Genomic DNA, 24,175 nt, shown 5'->3' with positions numbered 1-24,175 from the left:
GTACGCCGGTCGTCCAAGCGACCCTGTGCAGTAGACAGCTTCTCGAGGAGAACCCCCGTGGCACCGAAGAACCAGCCCAAGCCTGTTCAGCAGCCGTCCGGTATGCCGACCCACCGCTACCGCGCCTTCCCGCCGATCGACCTGCCCGACCGCACCTGGCCGGCCAAGTCCGTCGACCGCACCCCGCGCTGGCTGTCCACCGACCTCCGCGACGGCAACCAGGCGCTGGTCGAGCCGATGTCCCCGGCGCGCAAGCGGCGGATGTTCGACCTGCTGGTGAAGATGGGCTACAAGGAGATCGAGGTCGGTTTCCCGAGCGCCAGCCAGTACGACTTCGACTTCGTCCGGAGCCTGATCGAGGACGACGTCATCCCGGACGACGTGACGATCTCGGTGCTGACCCAGGCGCGCGAGGAGCTGATCGAGCGCACCGTGCAGTCGCTGCAGGGCTCGCCGAAGGCCACCATTCACCTCTACAACGCGACCGCGCCGCTGTTCCGCCGGGTGGTGTTCAACGTCGACAAGGCCGAGTGCCGCACGATCGCGGTCCGCGGCACCGAGACCGTGATGAAGTACGCCGACGAGATCCTGGGCGACTGCGAGTTCGGCTACCAGTACAGCCCGGAGATCTTCACCGGCACCGAGCTGGAGTTCGCGCTCGAGGTGTGCGAGGCGGTCAGTGACGTCTGGCAGCCCGCCGAGGGCCGCGAGATCATCCTGAACCTGCCGGCCACCGTCGAGATGTGCACCCCGAACGTGTACGCCGACCAGATCGAGTGGTTCGGCCGCAACCTGACCCGGCGTGCGCACAGCACGATCAGCCTGCACCCGCACAACGACCGCGGTACGGCGGTGGCTGCCACCGAGCTGGCGCTGATGGCCGGCGCGGACCGCGTCGAGGGCTGCCTGTTCGGCCACGGTGAGCGGACCGGCAACGTCGACCTGGTGACGCTGGGGATGAACCTGTTCAGCCAGGGCATCGACCCGCAGATCGACTTCTCCGACATCGACGAGATCCGCCGCACGGTCGAGTACTGCACGCAGATGCGCGTTCCCGAGCGCCAGCCGTACGCCGGTGACCTGGTCTACACCGCCTTCTCGGGCTCGCACCAGGACGCGATCAAGAAGGGCCTGGAGGCGCTGGACAAGCAGGCCGCGGCCGAGGGCAGGCCGGTCGGCGACATCGCCTGGGAGGCGCCGTACCTGCCGATCGACCCGAAGGACGTCGGCCGCAGCTACGAGGCCGTGATCCGGGTGAACTCGCAGTCCGGCAAGGGCGGCGTCGCGTACATCATGAAGTCCGAGCACCGGCTCGACCTGCCGCGCCGGCTGCAGATCGAGTTCAGCCGGGTGATCCAGCAGCACACCGACAACGAGGGCGGCGAGGTCGGTCCGCAGCAGATGTGGGACATCTTCGCGGCCGAGTACCTGGCACCGGGCCCGCTGTCGCTGCTCAGCGTCAACTCGACGTCCGGTGAGGGGCACGGCGACCAGCTCCGGGTTCAGGTCTATGCCAACGGTGTGCCGCACGAACTGGTTGGCGAGGGCAACGGTCCGGTGTCGGCCTTCGTGGACGCGATCAAGCCGCTGAAGTACGACGTACGGGTGCTGGACTACCACGAGCATGCGCTTTCCGCGGGCGGTGACGCGTTGGCCGCGGCGTACGTCGAATGCGAGGTCGGCGACGAGGTGTTCTGGGGTGTCGGCCGGGACGCCAACATTCTCACTGCTTCGTTGAAGGCGGTCGTCTCGGCTGTCAACCGCGCCACGCGCTGACAGTAGTCGAACCTTCACCCCGAATCGCCCGCTTCCGTGTCGGAGGCGGGCGATTCCTGCACGCCCCGGTACCGTTGCGTCACGGTCCGCGACGTTGTCTCAACGTTGCCTCAAGTCGTTGACTCGGTGACCGAGGTTGCGCAGACTGTCGTCACTATGCGCAGACTCTTGCAAGACAGCGTTACTAATTCGTGCTGTTGAGGGTCTGCGCCACCGGCTTTCCCTGGTAGTCGCGTGGAGGTGAGCAGTGAGTGGTGCGGTCGACACGTCCGCGGCGAAGCTGATCGAAGGACCGGTCGTCGAACCGAGACCCTCGGCTGCTCGGCGTTTTGTCAACGCCTGGCTGGTCCGAAGACTCTTCAAGGCGGTCCTGACGGTCTTCATCGTCACCACCGGCACGTTCTTCCTGGTCAGATTGTTGCCCGGTAACCCGGTCGACACCTATATCCAGACGCAGATCGCGCAGACCGGTATCTCGTACGAGGCGGCCGCCGCCCAGGCGCAGAACCTGTTCTCGCTCGACCCGGACGCCCCGGTGATCTCGCAGTACGCGACCTACATGGTCAACCTGCTGCACGGCGACTTCGGCAACTCGACGCTGTCGCCGGGTACCACAGTCGCGCAGGTGATCAAGACCTACTTGCCGTGGACGCTGTTCTCGGTCGGTGTCGCGACGGTTATCAGCTTCATCGTCGGCATCGTGGCCGGCATGATCATGGCCTACCGGCGGGAGAGCTGGATCGACCACCTGCTGACGTCGATCGGCTCGTTGCTGCACGCGATCCCGAACTACATCCTGGCGATCCTGATCGTGGTCTTCCTCGGCGTGAAGTTGCAGCTGTTCAACCTGACCGAGGCCCGCGGCTCGTACACGGCAGGAGTGGAGCCGTCGTTCAGCCTGAGCTTCCTGAACGACATCTTCTACCACGCGTTCCTGCCGATCCTCGCCTACGCGCTGACCACGGTCGGCTCCTGGGCGCTGGTGATGAAGTCGTCCACGGTGGAGACCCTCGGCGAGGACTACGTGACGGTCGCCCGGGCGCGCGGTCTGTCGGACAACCGGATCCGGTCCGGGTACGTCGGACGCAACGCCGTACTGCCCCTGTTCAGCCAGCTCGCGGTGTCGCTGGGATTCGTGGTCGGCGGCGCGATCTTCGTGGAGAAGATCTTCGGCTACCAGGGCATCGGCTTCAGCCTCTTCAACGCGGTCAACGGCCGCGACTATCCGGTGCTGCAGGGGATCTTCCTGGTCGTCACGATCTCGGTGGTCGCGGCCAACCTGCTCGCGGACGTCCTCTACAGCCGCCTGGATCCGCGGATCCGGGTCGGCGGCAAGGCCAAGGGGTGAGCTGAGATGACAGAAGCAACGATTCCGGTCACCTCGATCGGCACGACCGGCGTCTCACGGTTCGCCGGCATCCTCAGCTCACTGCGCCGCAGTCCAGCGGGTTTCATCGGCTTCGTGGTGGTGCTGCTGCTGGTACTGGTCTCCGCGATCGGGCCTTTCTTCGCGCCCGACATCGCGCCGAACGTCAAGGAGATCCTGCTCCCGGCCGGCTCTCCGGGCCACCTGCTCGGTACCGACAACGAGGGCAAGGACGTCCTGGCCCAGATGATCGGCGGCGGCCGCACCGTCATCTTCGTCGGCTTCTTCGCCGCGGCGATCTCGACGGCCATCGCGATCGTGCTCGGATCGCTGGCCGCCTACCTGGGCGGATGGGTCGACTCCGCGGTGGTCACCGTGGCCGACGTCTTCCTGACGGTCCCCCCGATCATCCTGCTCGCGGTACTCGGCGCGTTCTTCAAGCTCGATTCGCCGATCCTGCTCGCGTTGCTGGTCGGCGTCCTGTCCTGGCCGGTGCTGACCCGGGCGGTACGGGCGCAGGTCCTCTCCCTCAAGGAGCGAGAGTTCGTCGAGGCGGCCCGGCTGCTCGACCTCGGGACAGTGCGGGTGGTGTTCGTCGAGATCCTGCCGAACATGGCCAGCTTCATCCTGATGAACTTCATGATCGGCGTGACGAACGCGATCTACCAGCTGGTCGGCTTCTACCTGCTCGGGCTGGCGCCGCTGAGTGGGGCGAACTGGGGCATCATGCTCAACCGTGCCTGGATCGCCGGCGCCATCTTCAACGACGCGAGCCTGGCCTGGATCCTCAGCCCGATCGTCGCGATCATCCTGCTGCAGCTCGGACTGGTGATGATGACGAGATCCCTCGAAGAGATCCTCAACCCGCGGCTCCGGGACCGGTGATCACTGTGACGACTACTTCTTCGAGTACCCGTGCGAAGCGCGGCGGCGAGGGCAAGCCGCTGCTGTCCATCCGCGACTTCAAGGTCGAGTACCGGACCGGTTCCGGTGCGACGGTGCAGGCGGTCCGCGGTGTCGACCTCGACCTGTTTCCGGGTGAGAGCGTCGCACTCGTCGGCGAGAGCGGCTGTGGCAAGACGACGCTCGGGCTCGGCCTGCTGCGGTTGCTGCCGCGGCTCGGACACGCCAGCGGCCAGGTGACCTTCAACCGCGGCGACGGCACCGAGATCGACATCCTCGGCCTGGACGGCCGGGACCTGCGGCAGTTCCGCTGGCGGGACGCGGCGATGGTGTTCCAGGGCGCGATGAACGCGTTCAACCCGGTGCTCAAGATCCGCGCGCACATGCACGACACGATGCGCGCGCACACCAAGTTCACCAAGCAGGAGATCGAGGACCGGGCCGGCGAGCTGCTCCGGCTGGTGCGGCTCGAGCCGTCCCGGGTGATGGACAGCTACCCGCACGAGCTGTCCGGCGGTATGCGGCAGCGCGTGCTGATCGCGATGAGCCTGCTGCTCGAACCCGAAGTACTGATCCTCGACGAGCCGACCACCGCGCTCGACATCCTCACCCAGCGGTCCGTCGTCGACGTCCTGCACGAGGTCCGCGAGCGGCTCGGGTTCTCGATGATCTTCATCTCCCACGACCTGTCGCTGGCCGCCGAGCTCGCGGACCGGGTCGCCACCATGTACGCCGGTCGCATCATCGAGACCGGCGGTGTCCGGGACATGTTCTACCGGCCGCGGCACCCGTACACGCTCGGGCTGATCAAGGCCGTGCCGCCGATCGTCGGCGACCTGCCGGACATGGAGTCGATCCCGGGCGGACCGCCGAGCCTCGCCGCGCTCCCGCCGGGTTGTACGTTCAATCCCCGGTGCAAGTACGCGACCGAGGAGTGCAAGGAAGAGGACCCGCCGTTGCTCCCGATCACCGACGAGCCGGGCGACGCGCACGAGGCGGCCTGCATCCATTGGAAGGACGTGCACCTCCAGCGCGAGGTGCCGAGCGACTTGGGGAACGCATCATGAGCGCGTTGGAGAAGTCCCCCGAGACCGCGGGCCGGGCGCCGCTGATGACGCTCGGCGGGGTCAGCCAGGTGTTCCACACCAAGGCCGGTCCGATCCGGGCGGTCGACAACATCAACCTGTCGGTCAACCCCGGCGAGGTTCTGTGTCTGGTCGGCGAGAGCGGTTCCGGGAAGACGACGGCGGCCCGGATGGCGGCCGGTCTCGCCAGGCCGAGCAGCGGTGAGGTCGCGTTCGAGGGCACCGACATCTGGGCGTTGAAGCGGGACGACTTCACCAATTTCCGGCGCAGCGTGCAGTACGTCCACCAGGACCCGTACGCCTCGCTCAACCCGACGCGGACGATCCAGCAGACGATCACCGCCCCGCTGCTCAAGCACGGAGTGGTGAAGAGCAAGAAGGCGGCCGCCGAGCGGGCCGTCGAGCTGCTCACCAAGGTGGACCTGACCCCGGCCGAGAACTACCTGTCGAAGTACCCGCACCAGCTGTCCGGCGGTCAGCGGCAACGGGTCGCCGTCGCCCGGGCGCTGACGCTGGACCCGAAGCTGATCATCGCCGACGAGTCGACGTCGATGCTGGACGTGTCGATCCGGATCAGCGTGCTCGCGATGCTCGGCCGGCTGCGCGACGACCTCGGCGTCGGGTTCCTGTTCATCACCCACGACCTGGCGATCGCGAAGTACTTCGGCTGGCACGGCAAGACCGCGGTGATGTATCTCGGCCGGATCGTGGAGTTCGGGCCGACGCCGAAGATCATCAACGCGCCGACGCATCCGTACACCCGGGCGCTGATCGACGCGATCCCCGAGCCCGACCCGGACCTGACCAAGACCAAGGGCCGCGAGTCCCTGCGCAGCCTGGAGATTCCGAGCCTGGCGCACCTGCCGTCCGGATGCACGTTCCATCCGCGCTGCCCGCTGTTCGAGGACGGGCTCTGCGACGGGGCGGTCCCCGAGCTGGTCACGATCCGGTCCGGCCAGTCCGCCGCGTGCCACGTGGTCGCGCGGGACGGCGTGGCCGCTCTCGACGATGAGGCACGGTCGGATGAACCGAGGGCCTGATGTCGCCGCAGATCGGCCGGATGGCGCTCAGCTGGGCGGTGTTCCTGGTGCTGGCCAGCGGAGTCCTGTTGCTCACCCTGACGCCGGGCACCCCGGAGTTCGTCGTCACCTTGTTCACCTTGTGTTTGGGCCTGCTACTGGGCCTGGTGGTCGTCGTCGGGGTGGTCATCACCCGGCGTCGGGAAAAACGCGAGGGCGGTAGTTAGTCCCACCAGTAAGTAGTAACTGACCCACATAGGTGTGTGGTCAGTCCAGAAAGGACGAAGGATGAGTCCCACCGGCACCAACGATTCCGGCACCAACGGGAAGGGCGCGAGCGCTCTGACCAACGCGATTTCCCGCCGGCACGTGCTCCAGATCTTCGGTATCGCCGGTGTCGGCGCGGCCGGCATCGGGTCTGTGACGGCGTGTTCGCCGAGCAAGCCGAACGCGAGCGGCGGTGACAGCGGCAAGTCCGGCAACAAGGAGTTCCACGGGGCGTACCCGTACCAGTTGCCGCCCAAGGGCCACTTCAACCTGGCTGCCGGTGTCACCGACGGCATCCAGGCCAGTAACAGCCCGTACTTCGACCTCGTCTACCCGAGTGCCGGCATGTACTACTGGGCCGACAAGAAGTGGGAATGGATGATGGCCGAGTCCGGCACGCTGGACGAGGCGACCAAGACCTACACCCTGAAGCTGCGCTCCGGGCTGACCTGGAGCGACGGCAAGCCGGTGACCGCGAAGGACGTCGTGTCGACGTTCAACCTGCGCTGGCTGCTGCGCCAGCAGGACTGGACGTTCCTGTCCGACGTCAGCGCCAAGGACGACACCACGGTGCTGTTCACCATCGCGACGCCGTCGACCGTGCTGGAGCGCTACATCCTCCGCGCCGGGATCCTGCCGGACTCGGTCTACGGTGAGTGGGCGACCAAGGCCGAGGCCCTGCGGAAGGCCAAGACCAGCCTGGACAGCGCCGAGGGCAAGAAGCTGAACGGCGACTTCCAGAAGTTCCGTCCGGAGAACCCGGTCGTCTCGGGCCCCTTCAACTTCGATGTGAAGAGCATGACCAACGCGCAGATGTCGCTGGTCAAGAACGACAAGGGCCTGTTCGCCGACAAGATCGGCTTCACCAAGGTCGTCCTGTACAACGGTGAGACCTCGGACATCTCCCCGGTCGTGCTGAACAAGGACGTCGACTACGCCACCCACGGTTTCGCGGTGGCCACCGAGAAGACCCTGCAGTCCAGCGGTTTCCGGATCCTCCGGCCGCCGGTGTACTCGGGCCCGTCGCTGGTGTTCAACTACACCGCCCACCCGGAGCTGGCCGACGCCCGGGTACGGCAGGCGATCGCCTACGTCCTGGACCGCAACGAGAACGGAACCGTCGCGCTCGGCGACTCGGGCAAGCCCTGCAAGTTCATGGCAGGCTTCTCCGACATCCTCGTGCCCGACTGGATCTCGGACGCCGACCAGAAGAAGCTGCAGGCCTACGAGAAGGACGAGGCCAAGGCCACCTCGCTGCTGACCGAGGCCGGGTGGAAGAAGAACGGCGGCAAGTGGACGCTGCCGAACGGCAAGCCGGCCGCCTACGACATCAAGTTCCCGACCGAGTTCGCCGACTGGAACCCGGCCGCCACCAACGCGGCCGACCAGCTGAACAAGTTCGGCTTCAACATCACCAAGCGGGGTATCACCTTCACCCAGCTGAACCCGGACGTCCTGGCCGGCAAGTTCGACATCGCCATCCAGGGCTGGGGCGCGTCGAGCCACCCGCACCCGTACTTCGCGTTCGTCCAGGACCTGTACACGTTCAACTACGTGATCGCGGCGAACTCGGGCGGCAAGGGCATGAACTTCCCGCTGAAGCAGACCACCTCGGCCGGTCCGATCGACCTCCAGCAGGTCGTGGACAAGTCGGCGCAGGGCCTGAACGTGGACGAGCAGAAGAAGAACATCACCACCGCGGCGATGGCGTTCAACGAACTGCTGCCGATCATCCCGCTGTGGGAGCGCTACGGTAACAACCCCGCGCTCGAGGGCACCCGGGTGGCGAAGTTCCCGGCCGACGACGACCCGATCCTGAAGAACGCGCCGTACGCGGACAACTTCGTGATCATGGGCATGTACAAGGGCTCGGTCGCGCCGGTCTAGGCAATTGGCGTTCTGACCCGATTGTTTGGTTGGGTCGGCCGGGTGATCAGCATTCGCGAGATCGACCCGGCCGACCTGGCCCTGTTCGACGAGTGGTACGACGCCTTCCGGGCCGGTGCGATCGCCGGCCGGGAGGCGGCGCTGGTGACCGGGCGCGAGGCGCTCGGGTACTCGCTGCGCAACCCGGGTCCGCTCAAGCAGCGGATCGCGGTCGGCGCGTTCGAGGACGACCGGGTGGTCGGCGGGATGCTGTTCGAGTACCGGCTGACCGACAACCTCGACACGGTGGAGGTCGAGGTCGACGTACCGCCGGCGCATCGGCGGCGGGGGATTGGTACGGCGCTGTGGCAGTGGGCCGTGACCCGATCAGCGCAACTCGGGAGGACGATCGTCCAGACCGAGCTCGGCGTACCCTCGAGTCCGTGGCCGGGTGCGGCGTTCGCGGAGCGGCTCGGGTTCCAGGTGGAACATGTCGAGGAGCATCTCGTCGTACCGCTGCCGTACGACGACCTGCGGCTGGAGGAGCTGCGTTCTTCTGCGGGCCGGCTCGACGGGTACGAGCTGACGTCGTGGGCGGGGCTGTGCCCGCCGGAACATCAGCAGGCGTACGCCGACCTGCACACAGCGATGGATCTCGACGTACCGACCGGTGGCATGACGCGCGAGGTCGTGCCGTGGACCGTCGAGAAGCTCGAGGCGAGCGAGGCGCGGATCGACCGGAACTATCTCGCCCTGGTGACGATGGCGCACACTCTCGCCGGTGAGCCGGCCGGCTACACACTGATCTATCTGCCGCGGGCCGACGCCGAGAACGCCCAGCAGGACGACACGCTGGTACTGCGGGAGCATCGTGGCCACAACCTCGGCACCCACCTGAAGCTGGCGAATCTCGACCAACTGGCCAAGCACCGTACGACGCAACGTTTCCTGCACACGTGGACAGCGCTGACCAACGCCCCGATGCGCAAGGTCAACACCCGCTTCGGCTTCCGCGCGGTCGAAGAGCACCGCGAACTGGAACTCCGCCTACCCAACCTCCGCCCGGCGGCGCGCGGCGTGATCCTCGATCCCGACGACCGGATCCTGCTGGTCCGCTTCGAGTTCGGCGACGGGCCGCTGTGGGCGACACCCGGCGGCGGTCTGGAGGCCGGCGAAACCGTGGTCGAGGGTCTGCGGCGCGAACTCGTCGAGGAGGTCGGCCTGCGGGACTTCGCCGACCCGCCGCACCTCTGGCACCAGGAAGTAGTTGCCGACGGCCACGCAACCGGGTACGACGGCGTCCTCAACGACTACTTCCTGATCCGCACGGACCACTTCACCCCGGCCGGCTCACTGACCGCCGAGGAGCTCCGCGCCGAGAACGTCCACGACATGCGGTGGTGGACGCTCGCCGAGCTGGAGACGCACCAAGGACGGTTCGCGCCGCGGGAGCTGCCCGTGCTGCTCCGCAGACTGCTGGAGTCGGGTGCGCCGAGCACCCCAGCACAACTGGACCTCTGACTCGACCGGCAGCTCGACAGGAGGTGTCCCCGAATTCATCCCCGCCGCCTGCCGCGCTGAGCGTGCGGACCGCTCGCCCGTGGTGACACCTCCTGTCGAGCTGCCGACGATACGGCGGTAGGTTCGGGGTATGCGAGAATCCCAGCTCGGTGACCTGACCGTTTCCGCCCTCGGCCTCGGCTGCATGGGGATGTCCCAGTCGTACGGCGTACGCGCCGACGACTCCGAGTCCATCGCGACGCTGCACGCCGCCATCGACGCGGGCTGCACCTTCATCGACACCGCCGACGTGTACGGCGACGGCGAGAACGAGGAGCTCGTGGGCCGTGCGCTGGCCGGCCGCCGCGACCAGGTGGTGCTCGCGACGAAGTTCGGCTTCAAGCGTCCCGCGTCGGCCTCGGCGCTGCCGTCCGTCGTGGACGGTTCGCCCGCCTACGCGCGCGAGGCCCTCGACGCGTCGCTGCGCCGCCTCGGCGTGGACCACGTCGACCTCTGGTACCTGCACCGCCGCGACCCGCAGGTGCCCATCGAGGAGACGGTCGGCGCGATGGCCTCCATGGTGGAGGCCGGCAAGGTGCGGTACCTCGGGCTGTCCGAGGTGAACGGCGAGACGGTGCGCGCCGCCCACGCCGTACACCCGATCACCGCCGTCCAGAGCGAGTGGTCGCTGTGGACGCGCGACCCGGAGACCGTCGTACTGCCGACGTTGCGTGAGCTCGGGATCGGGTTCGTGCCGTTCAGCCCGCTCGGGCGCGGATTCCTCACCGGCCAGATCAAGTCGGAGGCGGACTTCCCCGAGGACGACATGCGGCGCGGGCTGCCGCGGTTCCAGGGCGAGAACTTCCAGCGGAACCTGGACCTGGTCGCGCAGGTGCAGTCGCTGGCTGCCTCGAAGGGCGTGACGCCGGGGCAGCTGGCGCTCGCCTGGTTGCTTGCGCAGGGCAATGACGTGGCGCCGATCCCGGGGACGAAGCGGCGGACCTATCTCGCGGAGAACCTCGGCGCTTTGGATGTGACGTTGTCGGCTTCTGAGTTGGCTGCGCTCGACGAGGCGTTCCCGCCCGACGCGGTGGCCGGGCAGCGGTACACCCAGGGCGGGATGGACCTGGTGGGCAAGTGATCGGCGTCACCGGCTCGACCGGACAGCTCGGGTCGCGGATCGTCGCACAGTTGACCAGCGTACCGCTGCGGTTGATCGTGCGGGATCCGGCGCGGGCTCCGTCGGTGCCGGGTGCCTCCGTCGCGCAGGCGGCGTACGGCGAACACGCGGCGTTGCTGTCCGCGCTCGACGGCGTCGACGTACTGATGTTGCTGAGTGCAACGGAGTCGGCCGATCGGGTGGCGTTGCACAAGGCAACGGTCGACGCGGCGGTGGCGGCGGGTGTGCAACGGATCGTGTACACGTCGTTCGTCGGGGCGGCGCCGGGTGCGACGTTCACGTTCGCGCGGGACCACTGGCACACCGAGGAGCACATCCGGTCGACCGGGGTCGACTTCACGTTCCTGCGGGACAACATGTACCTCGACTTCGTGCCCGGATTCGTGGGTTCGGACGACGTGATCCGCGGGCCGGCGGGGGACGGGCGGGTCGCCGCGGTCGCTCGGGACGACGTGGCCGCGGTGGCGGCGCGGGTGCTCACGGGGTCCGGTCACAACGGCGCTACTTACGACCTGACCGGCCCGTCCGCGTTCACGCTGGCCGAGGCGGCGGCGGTGTTGACCGCGGCCTGGGGCCGCAAGGTGCGGTACGAGGCCGAGACGCTCGACGAGGCCTACCGGTCCCGCGAGTCGTACGGCGCCGCCCCGTGGGAGGTCGCCGGGTGGGTCACGTCGTACGCGGCCATCGCCAGCGGCGAGATGGGGAACGTCTCGACCGCTGTCGCCGACATCACCGGGCGTGAGCCGATCGGCCTCGAGGAGTATGTCGGTCGCGGGTGAGACACTGACGTCGTGCCGCTCTACCGGGATCAGGCGATCGTGCTGCGCACCCAGAAACTGGGTGAGGCGGACCGGATCGCCACGCTGCTGACCCGCGCCAACGGCAAGGTCCGCGCGGTCGCCAAGGGCGTCCGCCGTACGTCGTCACGCTTCGGTGCCCGGCTCGAGCCGTTCAGCCACGTCGACCTGCAGCTCGCCACCGGCCGCACCCTCGACGTCGTCACCCAGGCCGAGTCGATCTCGGCGTACGGCGAGGGCATCGTCAACGACTACGCCCGCTACACCGCCGGCACCGTCCTCCTGGAGACCGCCGACCGCCTCGTCGTCGAGGAGAAGGAACCCGCCACCCAGCAGCACCTGCTCCTGGCCGGCGCCCTGCGCGTCCTCTCCACCGGCGAACGGGAACCGGCCCTGGTCCTCGACTCGTTCCTGCTCCGCTCACTCGCGATCTCCGGCTACGCCCCGTCCTTCGACGACTGCGCCCGCTGCGGCGAACCCGGCCCCCACCGCGCCTTCAACCCCGCCGCCGGCGGCATGGTCTGCACCACCTGCCGCCCACCCGCCCCAGCCATGCCGTCCCTCGCCACCGTCACCCACCTGGCCGCCCTCCTCACCGGAGACTGGCCCACCGCCCTCCAAGCCGACCCCCGAACCCGCCGAGAATCCACCGGCCTGATAGCCGCCTTCTTCACCTACCACCAAGAAAACCAACTCCGCTCCCTACCCCACCTAGACCTAACCCCCAACTCCCACCTAACCGGCTGAACCCCTCATCGCTCACACCCCGGCCAACCGGTCGCCCCGGATGCCCGCAGGGCCGGGAGCGGATACCCGGTCGTCGGCTGTGGGCGACCGCTCGCTGCGTCACTTGAGTCGGACCACTGCAGGCTGCGACGCGGGCCGGAATGCTGGGCAGTTGCCGCGACCAGGGCCTGATCGTCAGGGGTGCCCCGTGTGGCTCCGGCGGGTAGGAGCGCGCGGGTTGAGCTCAACGGCTTCTGACCGGACCAGGCATGCGCGATCGCTCTCTTGGCGTCCAACTCTGCCTGCCGGGCGGCTCGGCTGCCTCTGGCGTCGGGCCGGCGGTCACCGAAACGGTTCAGCCCGGGCTGCTGGTCGTCCGGATGACGACTGAGACGAGCGCAGACATGTGCATAGACGTCGTTCGGCCCACGGCGGGGTTTGACCGCGAGTAACTCCCGACGAGGCTGTTCGCCTGTAGCCGCCGGTGCCAGCTCGCGAAACACCAAACGATAGTCAGCCTTGCGGACAGGATCTGACCGGACGTACGCCGTCACACAGTCGCGGAGATCACCCTTGCCCGGCTCGCATCCGAGCGCATGGTGTCCGTCGGTTGCACCGGTCCGAAGTCTTTCGATCTCCCGCAGGATCTCGCGGTACAGCTGGCGGGCGGCTGACGACGTTCTGGCCTGTCGGCGCAGGAAATGCAGGTCCTGATGGGCCTTCTCGATTCCGACGATCAGGTACCTGGTGTCATCGGTCATCGCCCTCTGACCTCTGCTCGGCACGTATCTCGTCGAGGAGCTCGCGCGTCAGGGGATCGTTGGCAGCCCACTCGTCCAGGTCCAGTGGTCGGCTGCCGGGGAGTGGCTCCGTCGCGTACTTCCGCACCGTGGGGTCGTCGACGACGCCAGCCGGTGGGTGATCGTCGCCGCGAAGATCCCGGTACTGCGCCGTCGACATCACCACGGCCTCCGGCTCCCCATCCACACCCCACACCACGGGAACACCGGCACCGGCCCGCGCGACCTCCACGAGCTGCGGCAGCCGTCGCGCAAGAACCGCCGGCTCGATCACCTCGTCAAGGACCGCGAACTTGCCTTCCCCACCGAGGTCCTCGAACTCGTCGTACGTGAGCATGACCGCCTCAGGAACCCCGTCCCCAAAACTGAACGCCCAACCACCCGCCCGAAACCGCGCAAGCACCCCCACCAGGTCCGCCCGAACCTCATCAACCGAAGCCCAACTCGTCATACCCCGAATCTATTGCCTACCGCCCACCCCCCGCGGAACTTATCCACAACCCCCCCTCACGCCGCCCCCGGCGTACGACGGCATCCCCGGACCGACCTGGCACGGAACCCGCAACACCCGCCCGGCCCCGCACGGACCGCCTGCCAGGTCCACGGGGTCGCCAGCTCCACGACCACCGCGCGGCGCCCCTCCCGCTGAGAACGGTCCGCCCGACGCACGCCAGCCGTCGTACCCTGCCGATCTCGCGCGGCGTACTGGTACTGGCGGCGAGTCCGCCGGACGTCGTCCCGCTGGCAGGCTGTTGTGCCGCTGCCGGGTTGTAGCCGCCAGCGCTGAAACAACCCGCCAGCCAACAACCTCTGGCGCCGCCGCGGCCGTCCGACGTAGCCTCGCGCGCGGGACAGGGAGCGCCGACCTGACCGGCCGCGCCAATCACCACCCGTCGAACGCAGGTCGCCGTCGCCGACGAGCCGACCTACATCACGCCGACTCGTGCCGATTGGCTGCTCCCCAAAACCGCGAGTCGTGGATCCAGGCCGCATTTCACCCGCCAAACCCCACGACTCGACGCCCAGACAGACCATGACAGCCCGGCCATGGTCCTCGGTCAACGCAGCCGCAGTACGTCGGATCTACGCACCCGGAGCAAGCTGATTACTTGTCCTGCTCGGCGGCCTTTTGCCCGCTCAGCCAACTTCGAGTCGCCGGCCCACCGGGCCTCGGAAACCGCGGCCGTCGTCTGAGGCGCCCCAGGCCAGACCCAGACCCTGACCGCAGCCTTGGTCCCAGACCCGCACACTGCGTAAGCCCATGGACAACGGGAGCATCGCCGTACGGCGGTCCCGCGCCGTTAGCACCCTGAATCGGCAACCGTGGCCTGGCCACCACCTGGATCGACGAGAACAGGGACTGCTTCGCCAATACGCAGCTGAGTCGCGGCTTGCTGAGTCATCGAGATCTGCCCGCTGTCACCAAGGGTGCTCTGCCAAGTGATGTCCCACTGGGCGACGGCGGTGACTGGGTACTTGCAGTTCGGCAGCTTCCGCGAGGTCTTCACGTAGCGGTGCCCACAGGTCGGCGAGCCCTTCACACCCATCGACTTGTCGTACGGCGTCCCTGGCCCTTCACATCGAACCGTCTTACCGTCGCCCATGGACCAGTTGATTGCCTTGACCTGAGCGGTAACAGCCACAGCCAACCCCGGCACACTGGCCGACCGGACGATCGGCCCCCAGGTGTTCTCCGTCTTCGTTACCCACATCCAGACCGGCATGTTCACCAACCCGATCTGGCCAACCCCTGGAGCCGTCTTGATCAGCGGCGGCGCAAGACGCATTTCCCCGATTGCCTCGTAGACCAACGTCACCGGGTCTACCACGACCGTGTCGGGTCTACCGGGCAACCAGATCCACCGCGTCACGAACCGGTTGCCCTGCTCGCGGACACAGATCCAGACCGCGCCGTCCGTGTGGCCCTGCCAAGAGGGATCGCTCTTCGGTGGCTGCGGCTGGAGTCTCCGCAGGTAGCACTGCTGGCCGTTCGACCAGTTGCCAAGGTTCGACGTACACGCACGCGCAGCGCCGCCATCCATGCAGATGCGCTCCGGCGTTCTCGTGATCGACTTGACGGGCGGCTTACCCGGCTTCGTCGTTGTTTGCGAATCCTCAATGGTGGAACGCAGCCTCCATATGCAGACATGGCTGCTGTTGCAGACGAGGATGTAGTCCCCTTCGGGTTTAGGCGGAAGGGCGTTTTCCGCCCATGCGGGCGTCACAAAGTCGACCGAGATCAGCGCGAGTGTCAACGCTGTGAGGGTGACGAGGCCCCTCAGCATGATCCCAGATCCTTCTCATCGATGAGGAACCACATCTTCGTGGACTGGCCGTCAAGCGACGCGTAGACAACCTGAGCCTGGATCTTGTGGCGATTGCCATTTGCTGGGATGCCAGGGACGGGCTTGTGGGTCTTTTTGTAATACAAGCCGACCTTCGAAGTGTCCAGGCACACGTTGAGCCGCACCTCGGGTTGCTCGGCCTTGAGTTTGACCGATGCAACGGACAGGATCGCGACGGCTAATCTGCCGTTCTGATACCAGCCGCGGTCCAGGTTGAACTGCACATCGGTCAAGACGCGGACGAGCCAGGCCCCGCCGGTGCCGGCTTGCAGCAATTTTGCATCCGTTGCGGCGGCGGGATCGTTGAGCGCGACGTCGATTGCGGCCCGGGCTGACATGTAGCGCGCCTTGGCCGCCGCGATGGCTGCTTTCTCAGCCGGGGTCCAACCAGGAGTCGAGGGGTTCACCGGCGTCGGCGTCGGGGTGGAGGCGGCTGAGGTCGTGGTGGGGGTCGTGTTGGGTTGGCCGGCCTCGGGGGAGCCTTGGCAGGCGGTTAGCGCTGTTAGGGCGCAGAGGGCTGCGGTGGCGGTGGTGAGGGCCGGTCGGCGGGGCATGTGGTGGGGCTCCGTTCTTGTGTGCTGTTGGTGTAAGGGTGGCATACGGAGGGTGTTCGGCGGGGTGGGTTGTCCACAGGTTGCAGGTTGCTGCAAGGACGTTTGGTAGCGGCCGGGCTGGGTGGTTGAGGAGGGCGGCTTTGTGCGTTGCGACGGTCCGCGCCGGTGCGGCTTAATGGTCCCCCGCTCGGCGCCCTTGGCCTTCTCCACGCCGTGTTTGCCATCCCGCTTCCGTGCCTCCGCAGCCGTCGGAGTGGCCTCTTGCACACCAGACGATGCTCTCGGGAGGGCCACGTCCCGGTTGATAGCGTCGGGCAACTGATCCCGCCCGTCGTACCCGACGGTCGGAACGGGACTTTCCCTTCGGGGAGCTGGTCCGCAGGAAATCGCGTCCGATCCTGATCGCGCTCACTGCCTCGTCGATCGGCAGGTCCGGGTGGGACCTCCTCTCGCACCTACTCGGCTACGCCGCCGATGGCCCTTAGGCACACCTTGCGGCACTCTCGTCCGATGTCGTCGTCAGCATCCGCTCGTCGCCGGGGGGACAGCATCGCCACCGTTTGGATCGACGAGTACTGGGACTGCTTCGCCGATGCGCAGTTGGGTGGCGGCTTGCTGTGTCATGGCGATCCGGCCGGTGTCGCCGAGGGTGCTCTGCCAAGTGATGTCCCACTGGGCGACGGCGGTGACTGGGTATTTGCAGTTCGGTAGCTTGCGGGAGGTCTTGATGTATCGGTGCCCGCAGGTGGGCGAGGCCTTCACGCCCATCGATTTGTTGTACGGCGTTCCCGGCCCTTCACATCGAACGGTCTTGCCGTCGCCCATCGACCAGTTGATCGCTTTGACTTGTGCGGTCACTGTCACAGCCAACCCCGGCACGCTCGCACTTCGAACGATCGGTCCCCAGGTGTTCTTAGTCTTGGTAACCCACAACCAGACCGGCATGTTCACTAGGCCGATCTGGCCCGAACCTGGCGCCGTGTTGATGAGAGGCGCAGCGAGACGCATGTCTGCAATCGCCTCATAGACCAATGTCACCGGGTCGACAACTACCGTGTCGGGCTTGCCAGGTATCCATACCCACTTGGTGACGAAGCGGTCGTCGTGCTCACTCACACAGGCCCATACTGCGCCGTCGGTGTGGCCCTGCCACGCGGGGTCGCTGCGCGGAGGCTGCGGATCGAGTCGCTGCAAATAACACTGCCGGCTGTTCGACCAGTTACCGAAGATGGTCGTACACCTATGCGCAGCACCACCCTGCAAACAGATTCGTTCCGGCCGCTTCGTGGCCGACTTGACTGGTTTCTTGCCACCGGTCTTGACGGAGCCAGGCTTATGGCTCTTTGTCTTGAGGAACCAGTCACAGAAGGCCAATGCCTGGACGCATTTCCAGACATAATTCGGTCCCGGCTTGGGGTCGCGCGTTTCGCCGGCGTCTGCTTGCAGCGGCTGAACAATCGTCCCGGCCATTACGGCGAGCGTAAGAACCAGCCTGGATGCGGACCTCAGCATGCGCCCAGCTCCTGCTCGGCGACCAATCGCCAGCGTTTCCCGCCGTCCGCCGCAGACGGTGCGTAGACGACGCTGGATGAGACCTTCTTGGGCTTCTTGGTGCCGGTGCCGGCTGACACCGGTTTGTTGTCTGCCTGGGAACGGATGACGACTGCGGAGCTGTCGATGCAGTTGATGAGCCGAACCTCGGGTTGCTCCAAATCGAGCTTGACGGACGACACGTGGACAGTCGTGATCTTCGTACGGCCTGATTCGTACCAGCCGTACTCCTGGAAGGTTGCGATGTCCTCCAGCACGGTGGTCATCCACGCGCCTCCGTTGCCGGCGCTCGCTAGCTTGCCCTGGTCTGCCTTGGCCGGTGAAGCCAGGGCGGTGTCGATCGCAGCCCGGGCCAATACGTACTGCTTCTTCGCTGCCGCGATCGCCGTCTGCTCCGCCGGCGTCCAACGCGGTCCCGCAGGTGTGGACGACGGTGTCGGGGTAGGGGATGTGGTGGTGGGGGTGGTGTTTGGCCGGCCGGCTTCGGGGGAGCCGTTGCAGGCGGTCAGCAGGGTGAGGGTGCTGAGCGTGGCGACGGCGGCGAGTAGCGGTCGGCGGGGCATGTGGTGGGGCTCCGTTCTTGTGTGCTGTTGGTGTAAGGGTGGCATACGGAGGGTGTTCGAAGTCGGGGGTTGTCCACAGGTTGCAGGTTGTTGCAGAGGGCGGCGCACGGGACCGGTGGAGGGTGTGGGCCCGGGGTCGGGAGGGGTGGGTGGGAGACTTTGGCGTATGTCGCCTATTGGTCGTCGTCGGGGTCGGGGGGTTGTTGAGCGGGGGGAGCAGAAGGTGGTGGTGGCGCCTGAGCCGCATCCTTCGGGGGCTCGGGTGCCGGCGGTGCCGAAGGAGCTGGTGCCGCGGCATGTGGCGATCGTGATGGACGGGAACGGGCGGTGGGCCAAGCAACGGGGGCTGGCGCGGACCGAGGGGCACAAGGCCGGTGAGGCTTCGTTGCTGGACGTGATCAAGGGCGGCATCGAGATCGGGGTGAAGTACATCTCGGCGTACGCGTTCTCGACCGAGAACTGGGCCCGGTCGCCTGAAGAGGTGCGGTTCCTGATGGGGTTCAACCGGGAGGTGATCCATCGGCGGCGTGACGAGCTGGACGCGATGGGGGTCCGGGTGGTGTGGTCGGGGCGGCGGCCGCGGTTGTGGAAGAGCGTGATCGACGAGCTGGAGTACGCGCAGGAGCGGACCAAGGACAACGACACCATCACCTTGCAGTTTTGCGTGAACTACGGCGGCCAGGCGGAGATCGCCGACGCGATGAAGTCGATCGCGCACGAGGTTGCCGCAGGCAAGCTCCGGCCGGACCGGATCACCGAGAAGACGATCGCCCGGCATCTCTACGCGCCCGACATCCCCGAGGTCGACCTGTTCGTGCGGTCGTCCGGGGAGCAGCGGACGAGCAACTTCCTGGTCTGGCAGCTGGCGTACGCCGAGATGGTGTTCCTCGACACGCTCTGGCCGGACTTCGACCGTCGTGACCTGTGGCGGGCGATCGAGATCTACGCGCAGCGGGACCGTCGGTACGGCGGTGCCGTACCGAACGAGGTCGCCGCGGAACTAAGGGTACGGGGCAAATGATCCGGGAACCGGGTGCGGGTCCGGGCGCGTCAATGGTCGTTGAAGGATTCCTCGACGACAGGAGTTGGAGCGTGCCGGAGCGCGAGACACCGCGGCAGATCGCGGAGCGGGAACTACTCGCTGTGCGGGAGGACGTCCAGCAGATGGCCGAGAGCATGCGCGCCAGACTGCAGCAGGACGAGCAGGACGAGCAGGATGAGCAGGACGAGCAGGACGAGCAGCACGGGCAAGACGAGCAGGGCAAGCAGACAGCGGGCGGGTGAAGCGGGACGTTGGGAGAGCTGATGGTGGATCTGGCCGAGGTCAAAGCGCGGACGCATGAGGTCGCGTCGGCGCTGAACGGGGCGCGGGCGGTCCTCGGGCGCGTCGAGAACCTGCTGGCTGAGCAGGCTGTCGATGAGGAGTTGACCCGGCGGCTCAACGACGTACAGTCCTTCGGCAGGTCGGCTGAGCGGGTCTCCCGGTTGGAGCAGGAGGCGGTTCCCAAGCGGCGCGTTGCGTGGGAAACCGAGGATCCTCGGGCTGTTGCGGAGTCGCAGGAGGCCGACGCGGCGTTGGGTTCTGCGTTCAGGGACTCACTGGGCGAGGCGGGACCGATCCGGCCGAAGCTCCAGCAACCGTGGCAGGACCTCGCCGGGCTGCGCGACGACCTGCGCGTCAGCAGCGAGCAGCTGAAGAGGGCCACGGAGCACGCCGACGCGCTCGACCGCATGCCGGAGTACGACGGACCGAAACACCAGCTGGCGAACGTTCGAGGCGTCAAGGAGATCGTCGACAAAGCCGAGGAGGGGGTCGCGGAGGCCGCGGCGCGGGTCGACGCGGCGCGGACGATCGTGTTCCGGTTCGAGCAGGATCCGCCCGTGATCAGGAGCGGACAGCTCGCGAAGGAGATCACGTCGACGAGAGACAAGCTGCAGAACGAGCTCTCGGGCGCTCAGAAGAAGGTGCGCGACGTACGCGGTCCAGTCGGATCCAAGAGAGCCGATGTCGCGAAGGCGACCGATCAGGCGATCGGCGCGTCTGACGCGGCCAAGGACGCGCACAAGGCGGCCGAGGATCTGGCGAAGAACATGCAGGCAGGTACGACGCCCAGGCCCGCGTCGGCCCAGCACGCGGAGAGCAGCTCCCAGCAGGACTTGCGCCGCCGGCTGGACGGAAAGGCCCAGAGCAGCAGCGTCGAGCGCTAGCGCCCGGGGGAGGGGAGTAGGCCGCGTTCGATCGCGACGGTGACGGCGCGGGTGCGGTCGTCGACGTCGAGTTTGGCGAACAGGCGCTGGAGATGGGTCTTGACCGTGGCCTCGCCGATGAACAGTTCGCGTCCGATCTCCGCGTTGCTGAGACCGCGGGCGACGGCGGCCAGCACCTCGAGCTCGCGCGGCGAGGGCTGCGCGGCGGCGGGTGCGGCCGGCGTACGAAGACGTGACATCAGCCGCGCCGCGACCGGCGGGGCGAGCACCGTCTCACCGCGCGCGGCGGCCCGGATCCCGTTCAGCAGGTCGGCATGCGGCGTGTCCTTCAGCAGGTACCCGGCAGCGCCGGCCTCGACAGCGTGCAGGATCTCCGTGTCGGTGTCGTACGTCGTCAGCACCAGTACCCGCGTCGACGCGTACCCGGACACGATCGCCCCGGTAGCAGCGACCCCGTCCATCCGCGGCATCCGCAGATCCATCAGTACGACGTCCGGCTTGGTCGACTCCACCAGCGCGAGCGCCTCGGCCCCGTCGCCGGCCTCGCCGACCACCTCGATGTCGTCGGTCACCGACAGCATCCCGCTCAGCCCTGAGCGCACCACCGGGTGATCGTCGACCACCAGAACCCGAATCACACATCCTCCTGTACAGCCGGAATCAGGACCTGGACCCGGGTACCTCGACCGGGCGTACTCTCCACCTCGACGGTGCCGCCGGACTCCTCGACCCGGCCGCGCATTGCGCTCAGCCCGAAGCCGCCCGACTCCGATCCCGGCGTGAATCCGGTCCCGTCGTCGCGGATCTCGATCCACACCCGGCCGTCCGACAACCCCAGCGTGATCAGCACCTGCGTGGCCGCCGCGTGCTTACGTACGTTGGCCAACGCCTCCTGAGCCGACCGGAGCAGGACCACCTGCTGCGCCTGCGGCAACGCCGCGACCTCGTCGTCCGGCAGGTCCAGCGAGACCTGTACGTCGACACCGGTCTCGGCCGCGAACCGCTCCGCCTGCCGACGCAGTACCTCGGTCAATGTTGCCTCCGACAACGCAACCGGGGTGAACGCTGCAACCAACGCACGCGCCTCGGCCAGATTCTCCCGCGCAGTGTCCTCGATCGCCGCGAGCCGGGCTGCTGCGCCGTCAGTCCCGCCCCGGGAAAGTTCGACGGCGGCGGCCTGCGCGAGCATCACGATCGAAGTCATCCCCTGCGCGAGCGTGTCGTGGATCTCCCGCGCCATCCGCTCCCGCTCGGCCATCACCCCGGCGCTGTGGTGTGCCTCGGCGAGCTCGTCCCGCGCCGACTCGAGCTGCTCGATCAGCTCGGCACGCTGCTGGCTCTGGGTGATCACCTTCTCGATCCAGATCCCGAACAGCAGACTGACCACGAGACTGACCAGCATCCACGGCAGGATCTCCCAGAACGCGTCCCAGCCCCACCCGGCGCTCCACAACTGCGCCGTACCGACGCCGAGCACCAGCAGCAGACTGAGCCCGATCCCTTCGCGGATGTCCTCGCACAGCAGCCAGATCTGCGCCGACGCGATGAACATCAGGAACACCGACTGCGGATAGATCCCGATCAGCACCATCAGGCAGGCGATCAGCACCAGCCGATAGGCGTACGACGGGAGCGCCCGCCGGGATCGGATCGCGTGCAGCCCGATGAACTGGTACGCCGCCCCGAGAACAACCACCGTGCCGGCGAAGAGCGCCTGCCGTGCCGTCCTGAGGTCCCCCAGGAACGACAGCGCCAGCGTCATCCCGAGCAGCACCCAGAACACGACGTGCCAACCGATCAGCGTCCGTGTCCACACGGGCTGTCCGGCGCCACCGCGAGAGCTCTGCACGGACCCCATCTTCCTCCACACCAGGATCCACACACGCGGACCGGTCCACGCCGGTGACAGGTCGGTACGACGCCGCTCCGGGAAGGAGGACGTCGTACCGGTGAGCTGGTTCATCAGCCCGCGTCCCGGCGGGTCCAGCGGAACACCCGCTGGGCGAGGAAGAGGCCGACGATCAGCCAGACGGTGAGCACGATCGCGCCGGTGCCGAGCTGCCAGGAACCGCCCGGCTCGTTCACCTGGAACCCGTCCGGCAGGAACACCGAGCGCATCCCCTGGGCGAGCCACTTGAGCGGGAAGACCGAGGCGACGTCACGCATCCAGGCGGGCAGGCTGCTGTAGACGAAGTACACACCGGACATGAACTGCAGCAGCAGGACGATCGGCGTGATCACCGCGGACGCGGCCTTGCCGGACTTCGGTACGACGCTGAATGCGATCCCCAGCACCGACCCGGACGCCGCGCCGAGGATGAAGATCCAGGCGAAGTCCAGCCACTTCGACGGCTCGCTCGGGATGTCCACCCCGAGCACCAGCCCGGCGATCACCAGCAGCAGCGCGAACTGGGCGACCGAGGTGACCAGGACCTGGCCGATCTTGCCGATGAAGTACGACTGCGGGGGCATCGGCGTACCGCGGAGCCGCTTGAGCAGACCCTCGTCGCGCTCGAGCGCGATGCTGATCGCGAGCGACTGGAAACTGCTCAGGAAGATGCCGGAGGCGATCATCCCGGGGGTGAAGTAGGTCGCGGCGTTGACGCCGTTGAAGTCGGTGCTGCCGAAGACGGCGGAGAAGATGCCGAGGAAGATGATCGGGAAGAAGAAGGTGAAGATCAGCGCCTCCTTCTCGCGGAAGAACTCGCGGACCTCGAGCTTGGTCCGGGCCAGGCCCACCGAAAGGGTGGACGGCAGGGGCTTGGTGTCGGCCATCAGAGTGCTCCAGCTTCGATCGCGACAGCGGCGTCGGCGGCGTTGGCCTTGCCGATCAGGTCCAGGTAGATGTCTTCCAGGCTCGGGCGGCGGACCTCGAGCTCGGGTACTTCGCCGTCGAAGCGCTGCATCAGCGCCGCGACCTCGGCGGTCGGCCGGTCGGTGCGCAGCTCGTGCGGGCCGTCGGCGTCGCTCCAGGAGACCCGTGCCGTCCGGGCGCCACGCCCGCCGAGCGTCTCCGGCGTACCGATCTCGATCATCCGGCCGTCGGCGATCACCCCGACTCGGTCCGCGAGGTGCTCGGCCTCGTCCAGGTAGTGGGTGGTCAGCAGGATCGTCGTACCGCTGGTGCGCAGGTTCTCGATCAGGGTCCAGAACTGCCGGCGCGCCTCGGGGTCGAACCCGGTCGTGGGCTCGTCCAGGAACAGCAGCTCCGGGTTGCCGATCACGCCGAGCGCCACGTCGAGCCGGCGGCGCTGACCGCCCGAGAGTTTGCGTGGCCGGGTCTTGCGCTTCTCCTCGAGCCCGACGGCGGCAATCACCTCGTCCGGGTCGCGTGGGTTCGGGTAGTAGGCGGCGTAGTGGCTGACCAGCTCGAGGACGGTCGACTCGGCCTCGTCGCGCGAGGTCTGCAGCACGATCCCGAGCCGGCTGCGCCACCGGCGGTCGCCGTTCGCCGGGTCCGTGCCCAGCACGCTGACCTCTCCTTCGTCGGCCCGGCGATACCCCTCCAGGATCTCCGTGGTCGTCGTCTTACCGGCTCCGTTCGGGCCGAGCAGGGCGAACACCTCGCCCCGGTGGATGTCCAGATCGACACCGTCGACCGCGACCTTGTCCGGGTACCGCTTGACCAGGCCGCGCACCCTCACTGCGTTGTCGTTCTCCATGCCTCAA

At 67.4% G+C, this 24,175-nt stretch carries 23 protein-coding genes; 14 read left to right on the top strand and 9 right to left on the bottom strand.

Going from position 1 to position 24,175, the window contains the following annotated elements:
- Positions 1 to 102 precede the first annotated feature (102 nt).
- The 11 genes from leuA (at position 103) to recO (ending at position 12,506) form a co-directional block, all read left to right on the top strand.
- Positions 103 to 1,776, top strand: coding sequence for a 2-isopropylmalate synthase (gene leuA, locus EV137_RS09435; RefSeq protein WP_202870975.1), 1,674 nt, complete (start codon positions 103 to 105; stop codon positions 1,774 to 1,776).
- A 247-nt stretch (positions 1,777 to 2,023) separates the two neighbouring features.
- A complete protein-coding gene (locus EV137_RS09430) occupies positions 2,024 to 3,124 on the top strand; it encodes an ABC transporter permease (protein ID WP_238175190.1) in 1,101 nt (366 codons plus the stop codon).
- Positions 3,125 to 3,130: 6 nt separating this feature from the next.
- A complete protein-coding gene (locus EV137_RS09425) occupies positions 3,131 to 4,027 on the top strand; it encodes an ABC transporter permease (RefSeq protein WP_134000063.1) in 897 nt (298 codons plus the stop codon).
- 5 nt (positions 4,028 to 4,032) lie between these two features.
- Positions 4,033 to 5,112: an ABC transporter ATP-binding protein gene (locus EV137_RS09420; RefSeq protein WP_238175189.1), complete on the top strand. Its 1,080-nt coding sequence runs from the start codon at positions 4,033 to 4,035 to the stop codon at positions 5,110 to 5,112.
- On the top strand, positions 5,109 to 6,170 hold the full coding sequence (locus tag EV137_RS09415; protein ID WP_134000060.1) for an ABC transporter ATP-binding protein: 1,062 nt from the start codon (positions 5,109 to 5,111) through the stop codon (positions 6,168 to 6,170). The genes EV137_RS09420 and EV137_RS09415 overlap by 4 nt, the downstream gene beginning before the upstream one ends.
- A complete protein-coding gene (locus EV137_RS09410) occupies positions 6,170 to 6,376 on the top strand; it encodes a hypothetical protein (protein ID WP_134000057.1) in 207 nt (68 codons plus the stop codon). The genes EV137_RS09415 and EV137_RS09410 overlap by 1 nt, the downstream gene beginning before the upstream one ends.
- 61 nt (positions 6,377 to 6,437) lie before the next feature.
- The gene (locus EV137_RS09405; protein WP_134000054.1) at positions 6,438 to 8,303 is read left to right on the top strand and encodes an ABC transporter substrate-binding protein; all 1,866 of its coding nucleotides are present in this window, start codon (positions 6,438 to 6,440) and stop codon (positions 8,301 to 8,303) included.
- 42 nt (positions 8,304 to 8,345) lie between these two features.
- Positions 8,346 to 9,803: a GNAT family N-acetyltransferase gene (locus tag EV137_RS09400; RefSeq protein WP_134127889.1), complete on the top strand. Its 1,458-nt coding sequence runs from the start codon at positions 8,346 to 8,348 to the stop codon at positions 9,801 to 9,803.
- Between the two features lie 130 nt (positions 9,804 to 9,933).
- A complete protein-coding gene (locus EV137_RS09395) occupies positions 9,934 to 10,923 on the top strand; it encodes an aldo/keto reductase (protein ID WP_134127887.1) in 990 nt (329 codons plus the stop codon).
- On the top strand, positions 10,920 to 11,741 hold the full coding sequence (locus tag EV137_RS09390; RefSeq protein ID WP_134127885.1) for an NAD(P)H-binding protein: 822 nt from the start codon (positions 10,920 to 10,922) through the stop codon (positions 11,739 to 11,741). Before EV137_RS09395 ends, EV137_RS09390 begins: the two co-directional genes overlap by 4 nt.
- A gap of 12 nt (positions 11,742 to 11,753) precedes the next feature.
- Positions 11,754 to 12,506 carry a DNA repair protein RecO gene (gene recO / locus EV137_RS09385; RefSeq protein ID WP_134127883.1) on the top strand — a complete coding sequence of 251 codons (753 nt, stop codon included), beginning with the start codon at positions 11,754 to 11,756 and terminating at the stop codon, positions 12,504 to 12,506.
- Between the two features lie 729 nt (positions 12,507 to 13,235).
- On the opposite strand, the gene EV137_RS09380 is transcribed toward recO, so the two are convergent.
- The 5 genes from EV137_RS09380 to EV137_RS09360 all read right to left on the bottom strand — a co-directional run bounded on the left by EV137_RS09380 (position 13,236) and on the right by EV137_RS09360 (position 18,298).
- Positions 13,236 to 13,736 carry a hypothetical protein gene (locus EV137_RS09380; protein ID WP_134127880.1) on the bottom strand — a complete coding sequence of 167 codons (501 nt, stop codon included), beginning with the start codon at positions 13,734 to 13,736 and terminating at the stop codon, positions 13,236 to 13,238.
- Between the two features lie 850 nt (positions 13,737 to 14,586).
- Positions 14,587 to 15,540, bottom strand: coding sequence for a hypothetical protein (locus EV137_RS09375; protein WP_134127878.1), 954 nt, complete (start codon positions 15,538 to 15,540; stop codon positions 14,587 to 14,589).
- 23 nt (positions 15,541 to 15,563) lie between these two features.
- The gene (locus EV137_RS09370; RefSeq protein ID WP_166679809.1) at positions 15,564 to 16,184 is read right to left on the bottom strand and encodes a hypothetical protein; all 621 of its coding nucleotides are present in this window, start codon (positions 16,182 to 16,184) and stop codon (positions 15,564 to 15,566) included.
- A gap of 519 nt (positions 16,185 to 16,703) precedes the next feature.
- Positions 16,704 to 17,654: a hypothetical protein gene (locus EV137_RS09365; protein WP_134127875.1), complete on the bottom strand. Its 951-nt coding sequence runs from the start codon at positions 17,652 to 17,654 to the stop codon at positions 16,704 to 16,706.
- Positions 17,655 to 17,689: 35 nt separating this feature from the next.
- Positions 17,690 to 18,298, bottom strand: coding sequence for a hypothetical protein (locus EV137_RS09360; protein WP_134127873.1), 609 nt, complete (start codon positions 18,296 to 18,298; stop codon positions 17,690 to 17,692).
- 166 nt (positions 18,299 to 18,464) lie between these two features.
- On the opposite strand from EV137_RS09360, the gene EV137_RS09355 reads away from it, so the two are divergent.
- From EV137_RS09355 to EV137_RS09345, 3 genes are all read left to right on the top strand, one after another.
- Positions 18,465 to 19,319, top strand: coding sequence for an isoprenyl transferase (locus tag EV137_RS09355; RefSeq protein ID WP_134127871.1), 855 nt, complete (start codon positions 18,465 to 18,467; stop codon positions 19,317 to 19,319).
- 71 nt (positions 19,320 to 19,390) lie between these two features.
- Positions 19,391 to 19,582 carry a hypothetical protein gene (locus EV137_RS40465; protein ID WP_166679732.1) on the top strand — a complete coding sequence of 64 codons (192 nt, stop codon included), beginning with the start codon at positions 19,391 to 19,393 and terminating at the stop codon, positions 19,580 to 19,582.
- 21 nt (positions 19,583 to 19,603) lie between these two features.
- Entirely contained in the window at positions 19,604 to 20,506 is a 903-nt protein-coding gene (locus EV137_RS09345; RefSeq protein ID WP_134127869.1) for a hypothetical protein, read from the top strand.
- Here the strand turns inward: EV137_RS09345 and EV137_RS09340 are convergent.
- Genes EV137_RS09340 through EV137_RS09325 form a run of 4 tightly spaced genes read right to left on the bottom strand, consistent with a single transcriptional unit; the run spans position 20,503 to position 24,168 of the window.
- Positions 20,503 to 21,144 (bottom strand): response regulator, encoded by a 642-nt coding sequence (locus tag EV137_RS09340; protein WP_131342889.1) that lies wholly within the window; start codon positions 21,142 to 21,144, stop codon positions 20,503 to 20,505. The genes EV137_RS09345 and EV137_RS09340 overlap by 4 nt on opposite strands.
- On the bottom strand, positions 21,141 to 22,469 hold the full coding sequence (locus tag EV137_RS09335; RefSeq protein ID WP_238175188.1) for a sensor histidine kinase: 1,329 nt from the start codon (positions 22,467 to 22,469) through the stop codon (positions 21,141 to 21,143). The genes EV137_RS09340 and EV137_RS09335 overlap by 4 nt, the downstream gene beginning before the upstream one ends.
- The gene (locus EV137_RS09330) at positions 22,469 to 23,281 is read right to left on the bottom strand and encodes an ABC transporter permease (RefSeq protein ID WP_134127867.1); all 813 of its coding nucleotides are present in this window, start codon (positions 23,279 to 23,281) and stop codon (positions 22,469 to 22,471) included. The genes EV137_RS09335 and EV137_RS09330 overlap by 1 nt, the downstream gene beginning before the upstream one ends.
- Complete coding sequence (locus EV137_RS09325; RefSeq protein WP_134000012.1) at positions 23,281 to 24,168, bottom strand: ABC transporter ATP-binding protein; 888 nt, start codon at positions 24,166 to 24,168, stop codon at positions 23,281 to 23,283. The genes EV137_RS09330 and EV137_RS09325 overlap by 1 nt, the downstream gene beginning before the upstream one ends.
- Between the last annotated feature and the right edge of the window lie 7 nt (positions 24,169 to 24,175).

The organism is Kribbella pratensis (assembly GCF_004366075.1).
Taxonomy (GTDB): Bacteria; Actinomycetota; Actinomycetes; order Propionibacteriales; family Kribbellaceae; genus Kribbella; species Kribbella pratensis.
This window is presented reverse-complemented; position numbering and strand designations above follow the sequence as displayed.

Excerpts from the sequence above, each read along its gene's own strand:
- EV137_RS09365 (WP_134127875.1), bottom strand. The coding sequence starts at position 17,654 with ATGGCCGGGACGATTGTTCAGCCGCTGCAAGCAGACGCCGGCGAAACG.
- EV137_RS09325 (WP_134000012.1), bottom strand. The coding sequence starts at position 24,168 with ATGGAGAACGACAACGCAGTGAGGGTGCGCGGCCTGGTCAAGCGGTAC.
- EV137_RS09405 (WP_134000054.1), top strand. The coding sequence starts at position 6,438 with ATGAGTCCCACCGGCACCAACGATTCCGGCACCAACGGGAAGGGCGCG.
- EV137_RS09410 (WP_134000057.1), top strand. The coding sequence starts at position 6,170 with ATGTCGCCGCAGATCGGCCGGATGGCGCTCAGCTGGGCGGTGTTCCTG.
- EV137_RS09345 (WP_134127869.1), top strand. The coding sequence starts at position 19,604 with ATGGTGGATCTGGCCGAGGTCAAAGCGCGGACGCATGAGGTCGCGTCG.
- EV137_RS09415 (WP_134000060.1), top strand. The coding sequence starts at position 5,109 with ATGAGCGCGTTGGAGAAGTCCCCCGAGACCGCGGGCCGGGCGCCGCTG.
- EV137_RS09425 (WP_134000063.1), top strand. The coding sequence starts at position 3,131 with ATGACAGAAGCAACGATTCCGGTCACCTCGATCGGCACGACCGGCGTC.
- leuA (WP_202870975.1), top strand. The coding sequence starts at position 103 with ATGCCGACCCACCGCTACCGCGCCTTCCCGCCGATCGACCTGCCCGAC.
- EV137_RS09360 (WP_134127873.1), bottom strand. The coding sequence starts at position 18,298 with ATGCCCCGCCGACCGCTACTCGCCGCCGTCGCCACGCTCAGCACCCTC.
- EV137_RS09370 (WP_166679809.1), bottom strand. The coding sequence starts at position 16,184 with ATGCCCCGCCGACCGGCCCTCACCACCGCCACCGCAGCCCTCTGCGCC.
- EV137_RS09395 (WP_134127887.1), top strand. The coding sequence starts at position 9,934 with ATGCGAGAATCCCAGCTCGGTGACCTGACCGTTTCCGCCCTCGGCCTC.
- EV137_RS09380 (WP_134127880.1), bottom strand. The coding sequence starts at position 13,736 with ATGACGAGTTGGGCTTCGGTTGATGAGGTTCGGGCGGACCTGGTGGGG.
- EV137_RS09335 (WP_238175188.1), bottom strand. The coding sequence starts at position 22,469 with ATGAACCAGCTCACCGGTACGACGTCCTCCTTCCCGGAGCGGCGTCGT.
- EV137_RS09330 (WP_134127867.1), bottom strand. The coding sequence starts at position 23,281 with ATGGCCGACACCAAGCCCCTGCCGTCCACCCTTTCGGTGGGCCTGGCC.
- EV137_RS09355 (WP_134127871.1), top strand. The coding sequence starts at position 18,465 with ATGTCGCCTATTGGTCGTCGTCGGGGTCGGGGGGTTGTTGAGCGGGGG.